Origin of the sequence: Halomonas campaniensis (genome assembly GCF_002211105.1) — a bacterium.
GTDB classification, from domain to species: Bacteria; Pseudomonadota; Gammaproteobacteria; order Pseudomonadales; family Halomonadaceae; genus Vreelandella; species Vreelandella campaniensis_A.
Genome location: NZ_JPUA01000028.1, coordinates 1 through 6,098 on the forward strand (window position 1 = coordinate 1; position 6,098 = coordinate 6,098).

Sequence of the window (6,098 nt, forward strand, 5' to 3'; positions counted from 1 at the left end):
CGTGCCCAGCTCCTCCATCAGATCAAACTTGTGCTCGGCGCGATCAAACGCCCGCTCACGTGCGCGGCCCTGCAGACCTTCAAAATCGCGAAACGGCTGCAGCGTGACCAGCTTAAGGCCGCGGGAGCGGATCAGCTCACCCGCTTCTCGCGGGGTGCCGGTGAAGGCGGTTAAGTCGTTTTCAAACAGCTCAAGCCCCTCAAAGCCTGCCTGAGCAATGGCGTCTACCTTCTCTTCCAGGGAGCCGCTTAGGCAAACCGTGGCAATGGATGAGTACATGGCATCACGCTCCTTACATTGAGTAACATCAGTAGCCCGCCAGGCGCGGCAGGAAGGTGACCAGCGCTGGTACGAAGGTAATCAGCAGCAGAATCAAAAACTGCACGCCCAGCATCGGCAGAATGCGGCGGATAATTGGCCCCATTCCCACGCCGGAGACAGAGTCGGCGACAAACAGGCAGAGCCCCATGGGCGGTGTGATCAGCCCCATCATCAGGTTGAAGATCACCACGATGCCGAAATGCAGTGGGTCGATACCCAGCGCCATGGCGATGGGGTGGAGGATAGGCACGAGCACCAAGATGGCCGCTATACCCTCTAAAAACAGTCCCACCACCAGCAGGAGCAGAATCACGGCAATCAGGAAAGTCCACTGGGTATCGATACTCATCAGCGCCCACTCGGTGAGCATGTTGGGCACGCGTTCGAACGTTAATACCCAGTTGGCTGCGGCAACGGCGCCCATGATGACCATAATCACCGCGCTGTCGCGCATGGCGCGGGCGAAGATACCGGGCAGATTCACCAGTTTGATATTGCGGTAGAGCACCACGCCCAGAATCAGCGCGTAGACCACTGCAAAGGCCGCCGCCTCGGTGGGCGTGACGATACCGGCAAGAATCGCCCCGACCACAAACACTGGCATGAGCGCAGGCAGCAGGCCGTGGAGAAGGGCGTGGCGGCGCGACTGCTGTTTTGACTGGGTGGCGCCAAGGTCACCGGCAAAAAAGTAGACGTAGACGGAGAGCCCCAATGCCAGCAAAAAGCCCGGCACAATACCGGCTAAAAACAGCCCCGGTACCGAGACACCCGACACCGTCAGTGCGTAGATAATCACCGGAATACTGGGTGGAATAATCGGGCCAATCACCGAAGAGGCAGCGGTAAGCGCAGCGGCAAAATCGCGTGGGTAGCCCTCTTTTTCCATTGATGGAATGAAGACCCGCCCTAGCGCGGAGGTGTCAGCAATCGCTGAACCGGAAAGACCGGCAAAAATCACCGAGGCCCAGATATTCACGTGCGCTAACCCGGCTTTAAGACGGCCGACAATGGCGGTGGCCAGGTTAATAATCCGGTGCGTGATGCCCGCTTCGTTCATCAGCTCGCCGGCCAGAATGAACAGTGGGATCGCCAGTAGCGGGAAGGACTCCATCCCGCCGAAAAACTGCTGCGAGACGATTCGGATGTGGTAGGGCAAATCGCCGGTGCTCATCAGCACCGTCAGCGAACCGAGGATGGCAAAGGCAAACGGCACGCCAAGCAGCACAAGGGCTAAAAGTAGTATAAAAATCATGATGAAGCCTCCTCACCACGCTGATCACATAGGCGCAGCGCACCCATCACCAGTGCAGAGAGACAGAGCAGCCCGCCACCGATGAGCATAGAGGCTTGAAACAGCCACATCGGCATGCCGGTGCTTGATGAGGTGCGGCCACCCCGTGCGGAGATAAACTCAACGGCTGATACCATCAAGCCAATGCCCACCACGAGCACCACCAAGTCAACAACCACGGCCTGCCAGCGCACCCAGCGTGGCGGCAGCAGGCGTCGAATAAGGTCAAAGCCGATGTGTTTGTCCTGTAGGTACGCCCAGGACATGCCAAACATCAGGCCGTAAATCATCAGGTAGATGGCGGTATCTTCCCCCCAGGTGATGGAGCCGCCAAAGGTGTAGCGCGCAAAGGCATTGCCTGCGACCAGCAGAAAAATCAGCACCATGGCAAGCCCTGCCAAGCTGCCATTGAACAGGATCAGGCCGCGATGTATCCGGGCAAGAAGACGAGACATAGGAGCACCTTCAATCGATAGTCAGGCATGCAGGGTCGCGAGTGGGCCACCGAAGGCCCACTCGCAAAAGCGCTTTGATCAGGCGGGGTTTAGAAGCGTGCGGAAGCCTCTTCCACAGCGGAAGAGAGACGCTCAATCCACTCCGCGTCATCGCCAAGCTCTTCGGTCAGGTACGCCTGAACCGGCGGTTGGGCTGCTGCGCGGAAGGCCTCCATCTGCTCAGCGGTGGGCTGGGTGATCTCCATACCCTCTGCTTCAAGTTTGGTGATCCCCTCTGCCGAGTTGAACTGCTGAATGGCACGACCGGTGGTACCGGCAACAACAGCGGCGCGCTTCACCGCCGCTTGCTCCTCTTCGCTAAGCGACTGGAATATCTCATCGTTGATCAGCAAGTGGTCAACGCCGTAAACGTGGCGATCCAGGGTCAAGTAATCCTGAAACTCATAGAAGTTATTGCCGTAGATCACCGAGATGGGATTCTCCTGGCCATCGACGACGCCGGTGGCAAGGGCTGTGGGTACTTCACCCCAGGCGATGCCCTGAGGCTCTCCACCTAAAGCACTGACCATTTCCAGGTAGAGCGGAATAGTCTGCACGCGGAACTTAAGCCCCTGCATATCCTCAGGCGAGTTGATGGGGCGCACGGAGTTGGTGAAGTGGCGGAAGCCCGTTTCGCCGTAAGCCAGTGTGCGGAGGCCAGTCTGTTGCAAGCAATGCTCGGCTAGTGCTGTACCAAACTCGCCGTCCATCACTTGCCACGCCACTGGCGCTGACGGGAAGGTGTAAGGGATATCCGTTACGGCGACCGCCGGGCAAAAATTGGCGTAGGCGCCGGAGACCATCGCAATGCTGATGGTGCCATCCTGGGCGCCTTCAATCAGCTCGGTTTCACCACCTAGCGCTCCAGCGGGATAGACCTCTACGGTGAGGTCAGTTTCGGCTTCCACCAGGTTTTTAAACACCTGACCAGCTGCGCCTTTTTTCGAAGTAGTCCAGTCATCTGGGTCAACGTGGGCGAAGCGTAACGTCTGGGCGGAAGCATTTGCTGCGGCAATGAGAGTAGCGGCAGCGACGGCTGCCGTCAGCGTGCGCTTCATGGATATTTGTTTTACTGAAAACACTGGAGACATTGTTGTTGTCCTCTTATCGGGCCGTTGTCATGGGGTTTGAAAAAGCCTTATAGACATGGCGTGCCTGGCCTTTTCATCCTGTCATAATCAACAATGTACGAAATGGTACGTTCAGTCAAGCTGTGGCATACTAGACAAAAGATGACCATGACAATAAAAGGCACGCTCTATGACAGCCCCTTCGACTAAGGCCAGCCCCCCTGCCGCGCGGCGTCGGCGTAAAAATAACCCCGAATCTGTGCGCGCCGATATTCTTGCGGTGGCTACCCGCGAATTCTCAGAAAAAGGCCTCTCTGGAGCCCGGATCGATGAGATCGCCGAGAAAACCCGCGCCTCCAAGCGGATGATTTACTACTACTTTAATGATAAAGAGACGCTCTACCTGCACACCCTGGAAGCCGCCTACCAGAAAGTGCGCCTGCAGGAGGCTGAGCTGGATCTTGACCACCTGGCCCCGCTTGAAGCGCTTAGTCGGCTGGTGCGGTTTACCTTTTGTCATCACGCCAAAAACCCTGACTTTATTCGCCTGGTAATGATCGAAAATATTCATCATGGCCGCTTTTTGGCGCAGTCAGAGTTGATTCAATCACTCAATGCTGGAGTGATTGATGTACTCACCAACGTCTATAGCCGCGGTGTAGAGGAGGGTTGTTTTCGCGAAGGCCTGGATCCTCGGGAGCTGCACTGGCTGATTAGCGCCCTGTCGTTTTTCAATGTCTCAAATCAGCACACCTTTTCGCGGATTTTTGATTGGCACCAAGCTGCGCCAGAGAATCAGCAAAAATTAGAAGATCATGTTACCGATATGGTGATGCGTTACGTGCGTCCCAACTAGGCGACCGTTTAATGGTGAGCAACATCAGTTCATGTTGATTCGCAAGCTTGCCTTCCTAAGCAGGGCGACGCTTGTGAGTTCACGCCTACCTAGTTAGCGTATGGTTCTTAGCGTACGTTCGAAGAGCGAACATATGTACAATTTTGTCCTGGGCCCTGCTTATAAGCTATTTTGAGGCGCTGGACAGCGTTAAATAGGAAGCCTACCGCCATGCCCTCTGCATTTTTAAAACACCCCTTTATGAGCCAGCGAGCCGTCGCTGAGAGTGACGATGACGCCATGGTGGGTGCCATGTTGGCCTTCGAGTTGGCCCTGGCCGAGGTTCAAGAAGCCAGCGGAGCCGTGCCTGCCGGGGTTAGCCAGCAAATGCGTGAGCAGCTTGAGCGCGCCAACGTTAATGTCGCTGAGATCTCTGAGGGCATCGCCAGCGGAGGCAATGTGGCGATTCCCTTCGTTAAACAGAGCCGTGCGCTGCTCGCCGATGAGCTCAAGCGCTACTGGCACCAGGGTGCAACAAGCCAGGACGTGGTCGACTCTGCGCTGATGCTGCTGCTTAAACCGCGCTTAGCGGCGCTGGATAATTTGCTGCTGCGCTGCCGCTCGGCCGCTACAGCACTTATGGAGACTCATATCGACACGCCCATGGTGGGACGCACCCTGATGCAGCAGGCACTGCCAATCACCTTTGGGGTCAAGGTGGCTCACTGGGCAATTGGACTGGAGCAAACGCGCCGCCGTTTAAGCGCTATTGAGCTACCCGTTCAGTTTGGTGGTGCGGTGGGCGTGCACTCGGGTTGGGATAACCTCGGGCTTGAGTGGATGGATGCATTGGCCGAGCGGTTAGGCTTGGCGGTGCCGGTACTGCCCTGGCATACCGACCGCTACCCGATCCATGCCCTCGGCACGGCGTTTGATGCCGTTGCCGGGGCCGCTGAAAAAATCGCTCTGGATGTTTCGCTGCTCACCCAAACCGAAGTCGGCGAAGCCTCGGAGCCCTCGGCACCGGGGATGGGGGAGTCCTCCTCCATGCCCCATAAGCGTAACCCGGTACGCAGCGCGCTGATCCGCGGCGCCGCGCGGCAAGTACATGGCCATACCAGCGTGTTGATCAATGCTGCCGCTCAGCCCCTTGAGCGTGGCTTGGGCGAGTGGCATGCGGAGTGGGCGCCGTTGATGGAGAGCGCTCTGCTGGTAGAAGGTGCGCTAGAGCAAGTGGCCGTGCTGCTGGAAGGGTTGGAGGTCTATCCCGAAAAAATGCAGCGTAACCTAGCGGCCACTGGCGGCGGCATTATGGCCGAGCCAGTGGCACGTTTGCTGGCGCCTACGCTAGGTGTGGAGAGAGCCAAAGCGGTCAGCGCAGAAGCGGCAGAAACCTCACGCCAGGCAGCACGCCCCTATTCAGAGGTGCTTGCCGAGCATCCTGATGTGAAAGGGGTCGTAGACCCCGAGTCGCTGCGCAATGCCTGCGACCCCGCTTTATACCTTGGTAGCAGCGCCGCCCAGGTCACTCGTGCCAAAAAATGGCTAGCAGCGCAATAAGCGTATTTAAAAACAAAGCGTTACGTTTAGGTTTGGCGTGGTGGATGGGTTCAGCAGGGTAATTAGTTGAGCGCCGATGGGTTTGACCCCATTAGCGTTCAGCAGTAGATTGTTCGTATAGAGGATCTATGTTCGCTTAACGAACATTTTGCTAACCGCTAAGAGGCACCCATCATGGCCGAGTTTCTCAGCTTGCATGACGCGGTAGCGCGCTACGTCGAAGACGGCGCCACCGTGGCCATGGAAGGTTTTACCCACCTGATTCCGTTTGCCGCTGGTCACGAAGTGATCCGTCAGAAAAAGCGCGACCTGACGCTGATCCGCATGACCCCCGATATCATCTACGATCAGATGATTGGCGCGGGCTGCGCTAAAAAGGTGATTTTCTCCTGGGGTGGCAACCCCGGCGTGGGCTCGCTGCACCGCCTGCGCGATGCGGTTGAGAAAGGCTGGCCGAATAAGATCGAGATTCTTGAGCATAGCCACGCCGCCATGGCCTGCGCCTTTGAGGCGGGGGGCGCCGGGCT

At 57.4% G+C, this 6,098-nt stretch carries 7 protein-coding genes; 3 read left to right on the top strand and 4 right to left on the bottom strand.

The annotated features are described in order from the left end of the window. The 4 genes from JI62_RS10255 to JI62_RS10270 all read right to left on the bottom strand — a co-directional run. The coding region (locus tag JI62_RS10255) for a sugar phosphate isomerase/epimerase family protein (RefSeq protein ID WP_141101302.1) at positions 1-279 on the bottom strand (279 nt) is incomplete at its 3' end. A 28-nt stretch (positions 280-307) separates the two neighbouring features. Further along, positions 308-1,573, bottom strand: a complete 1,266-nt coding sequence (locus JI62_RS10260; protein ID WP_170938531.1) for a TRAP transporter large permease — start codon at positions 1,571-1,573, stop codon at positions 308-310. Next, complete coding sequence (locus tag JI62_RS10265; RefSeq protein WP_088700070.1) at positions 1,570-2,067, bottom strand: TRAP transporter small permease; 498 nt, start codon at positions 2,065-2,067, stop codon at positions 1,570-1,572. The genes JI62_RS10260 and JI62_RS10265 overlap by 4 nt, the downstream gene beginning before the upstream one ends. Before the next feature lie 89 nt (positions 2,068-2,156). Beyond that, positions 2,157-3,197, bottom strand: coding sequence for a DctP family TRAP transporter solute-binding subunit (locus JI62_RS10270; protein WP_205737507.1), 1,041 nt, complete (start codon positions 3,195-3,197; stop codon positions 2,157-2,159). Between the two features lie 169 nt (positions 3,198-3,366). On the opposite strand from JI62_RS10270, the gene JI62_RS10275 reads away from it, so the two are divergent. From JI62_RS10275 to JI62_RS10285, 3 genes are all read left to right on the top strand, one after another. Beyond that, complete coding sequence (locus JI62_RS10275; RefSeq protein WP_088700071.1) at positions 3,367-4,032, top strand: TetR/AcrR family transcriptional regulator; 666 nt, start codon at positions 3,367-3,369, stop codon at positions 4,030-4,032. A gap of 210 nt (positions 4,033-4,242) precedes the next feature. Continuing rightward, entirely contained in the window at positions 4,243-5,571 is a 1,329-nt protein-coding gene (locus tag JI62_RS10280) for a class-II fumarase/aspartase family protein (protein WP_088700072.1), read from the top strand. A 174-nt stretch (positions 5,572-5,745) separates the two neighbouring features. After that, the coding region (locus tag JI62_RS10285; RefSeq protein ID WP_276206565.1) for a CoA transferase subunit A at positions 5,746-6,098 on the top strand (353 nt) is incomplete at its 3' end.

Coding starts and splice junctions, on each gene's coding strand:
- JI62_RS10275 (WP_088700071.1), top strand. CDS start 3,367: ATGACAGCCCCTTCGACTAAGGCCAGCCCCCCTGCCGCGCGGCGTCGG.
- JI62_RS10260 (WP_170938531.1), bottom strand. CDS start 1,573: ATGATTTTTATACTACTTTTAGCCCTTGTGCTGCTTGGCGTGCCGTTT.
- JI62_RS10265 (WP_088700070.1), bottom strand. CDS start 2,067: ATGTCTCGTCTTCTTGCCCGGATACATCGCGGCCTGATCCTGTTCAAT.
- JI62_RS10280 (WP_088700072.1), top strand. CDS start 4,243: ATGCCCTCTGCATTTTTAAAACACCCCTTTATGAGCCAGCGAGCCGTC.
- JI62_RS10270 (WP_205737507.1), bottom strand. CDS start 3,197: ATGTCTCCAGTGTTTTCAGTAAAACAAATATCCATGAAGCGCACGCTG.